The 2,765-nt window shown below is 71.4% G+C and carries 3 protein-coding genes and 1 pseudogene; 3 read left to right on the forward strand and 1 reads right to left on the reverse strand.

Annotation, left to right across the window (positions count from 1 at the left end; translation table 11 throughout):
• Nucleotides 1-1,024 (forward strand): annotated as a pseudogene (locus AC3EUJ_RS37040) (hypothetical protein); the annotation flags it as partial.
• 190 nt (nucleotides 1,025-1,214) lie between these two features.
• Here AC3EUJ_RS37040 and AC3EUJ_RS37045 read toward each other — a convergent pair.
• A complete protein-coding gene (locus tag AC3EUJ_RS37045; RefSeq protein WP_431969382.1) occupies nucleotides 1,215-1,724 on the reverse strand; it encodes a hypothetical protein in 510 nt (169 codons plus the stop codon).
• On the opposite strand from AC3EUJ_RS37045, the gene AC3EUJ_RS37050 reads away from it, so the two are divergent.
• Nucleotides 1,701-2,264 carry a DinB/UmuC family translesion DNA polymerase gene (locus AC3EUJ_RS37050; protein WP_431969378.1) on the forward strand — a complete coding sequence of 188 codons (564 nt, stop codon included), beginning with the start codon at nucleotides 1,701-1,703 and terminating at the stop codon, nucleotides 2,262-2,264. The genes AC3EUJ_RS37045 and AC3EUJ_RS37050 overlap by 24 nt on opposite strands.
• Before the next feature lie 144 nt (nucleotides 2,265-2,408).
• A partial coding sequence (locus tag AC3EUJ_RS37055; protein WP_431969380.1) for a DUF6233 domain-containing protein occupies nucleotides 2,409-2,765 on the forward strand: 357 nt, incomplete at its 3' end.

Below are 2,765 nucleotides of genomic sequence, written 5' to 3' on the forward strand. Positions count from 1 at the left end.
AAGCAGGCTCGTCACATGGGCTCGCGCCCACTGGCTTCGAAACAGACCGCCATCCCTGTCGTCGCTGCCGGGCCGCACGGGCTGGAGCAGGGGCCAGCTCCCCGCCCGCGGGGCCCTGGGCCTTGCCCCCAAGGCCGCCGTCGACGACGGCCACGCCGACACCGTGACCGACTTCCGCACCGGGGCCATCGAGCGCGACACTGACGGCCGCCTGGTCCTGGTCGCCGAGGACGGACGGCGCCTGGAGCCCGTCGACGAGGTCATCGCGCTGACCGGGTTCCGTCCCGACCTGACGTTCCTGTCGGCGATCCGGCTCGGCCTGGACGAGCGCCTGCAGGCCCCCACCGCCCTCGCCCCGCTGAGCGACCCCAACGTGCACTCCTGCGGCACCGTCTACCCGCATGGCGTGAACGAACTGTCCCACCCCGAGCAGGGCGTTTACCTGGTCGGCATGAAGTCCTACGGCCGCGCCCCGACCTTCCTGACCATGACCGGCTATGAGCAGACCCGCTCCATCGCCGCCGCCATCGCCGGCGACCGCGAGGCCGCCGAACGCGTCGAGCTCACCCTCCCCGCCACCGGCGTGTGCGGCGGCGCCGGCCTGTTCGACCAGCCCGACACCACCCAGGACGCAGGTGGCGGCTGCTGCGCTGCCCCGGCCGTCCTGCAGATCGGCATCGGCGCACCCGCCACCACCAGCGGCGGCCGCCACCCCCGCTCAAGCTCGTCCTGTTCCAAGACAAGCCCGGCGAGAACACCCGCATGGACCACCTTGGCGACGACGTCACCACCGCCACCCGCCGACTGGACCTGGCGGGCCTGGCCACCACCGAGGAGAACGACACCACCTGCCGCTACGCCCTACAGGACAAGGTGGGGCCACGGCCCCGGCAAGGAGCCCTGGGAGGTCTACGTCGTCAAGGCCGACGCCGGCGACCTGACCAAGCAACCGGCCAGCACCTGCTGCAGCGCCGACACCACCCCGCCCGAACCCGCGGCCACCGCAGCCGGCCGCTGCTGCTGAACCCCTGACCAAACACGCGCGGCCTGGACCGAAGAGGGGGGCCGGTCCAGGCGCGCAACTGGCCTCAGGCGAGACGCACGGTGTACAGAGGAGTCCAGGGCCCACCAGCTCGGCCCCTGATCACCCAGATCAATGATGGCGCCACACCTGTTGCGCTGGTTAAGCTGCCAACCCAGGCTGCTGAGCAGCGCTAACACGCGATCACGCCGTACGCACGATTGCGGTACCCCAGAGAAGGGACCGCACGCCCTACGAGCTGGCCCTGCGGATCCGCACACGAGCCCTTGGCACCCTTGGCCTCCCACTGCAGGTGGGCGTCGGCCCGAGCTGGGCGGTGGCCGCGATGGCGTCCGCCCACCCCGGCCGTGGTGGCATCCGCGTGGTCCCCGACGACCATCAGGCGGTGCGGGCCTTCCTCGACCCACTGCCGGTCCAGGACTTGTACGGCGTCGGGCTGGCACAGGCCGCCACCCTGGAGCGCTACGGCTTGCGCACCGTCGGCCAGGTGGCGCGCCTGCCCGTCGAGACACTGCAGCGGGTCCTCGAGGGCCGCGTACAGGCGAGGCTGGTCCATGAGCGGGCCCGGGGCATCGACCTGCGGCCGGTGGTCGCCACCGCCTTGCCGCAGAGCATCGCCGTCCAGCGGGGCCTGGACGGCGACACCCTCGACCCCACAGTGATCGGGCGGGAAATCCTTCACGCCGTGGTGGACGTCGCGCACCAGCTGCGCGAGCGCGACCAGGTCGCCCGCGTGCTCACCGTCGGTATCGCGTTTGCCGGAGGCAGCAGCGTGAGCCGTTCCCGGACGCTACGCGAGCCCAGTGCGTACACCGACGATCTGCGCATCGCCGCCCTGGAACTGTTCGAGCGCATGGGGCTGCAGCGGGCCCGGGTACGGGGCATCTCGGTTCGCGCCGAGCAGCTGAGCGGCGCCGAGGGGGGCCTCGGTGCAGCTGAGCCTCGACCCGGAGCGCGAGGCCGGACACCGCCTGGACCCCGTTGTCGACCAAGTGATCGCCCGTTTCGGCCCTGGCGCTCTCACCTGGGCGCCGCTCGCTCACCGCCGTCACAGCGCCTGACCCCACGGGAGCGACGTGCACGACGACCTGCCCAGCGATCCAGACGAGCTCCAGGTCATCCAGGGCCACCTGATCCGCCTGCTCGCCCGAATCCGCGAGCAAGCCGACGCACCCGCCCCGCTCTATCTGCCCGTCGACCAAGCTTGGCTGCAGATCATTGAGGCCCACACCGTGGAGCAGCTGCGCCGCGCCGGCGAGCAGGCCTACGAGGTGGACACCGCGATCAACCCTGGGTTTCCGGACCTGCTCCAGGGTGGCGGCTGCAGCACCTGCCTACCGCGGTCGGCCAGCCACCATGCCGCATCCTGCACCGGAGGGAGTGCTGGATCGACAACGGCGAGGAACTCACCGCGGCGGAAGCCTCCCAGTACGCGGCCCGGCCGGCGGTGGAGCTGTGCCGGCTATGCCGCCCCGACCCACCGCTGGGGCCGTTACCGACCTGTGCATCGGCCCACGCGGCGGCGTGGGCCGCAGGTGCTGCTGAAAAATCTTCCCGACCGACGCGTGGAAACCCCGGTGGTTCGAGGCACCTTGGAGCAGTTGGTAGCCAAGGGCCGGATCAGCCGGTCACGGCAGGGTCGGACGGTCTACTACACAGCAGACGTGTCGATCGCGTCCCTTGTGATGGTGTAGGCGATCATGGTGTGGGTGTGCGCGGGCGA

It is taken from the genome of Actinacidiphila sp. bgisy160 (genome assembly GCF_057707815.1).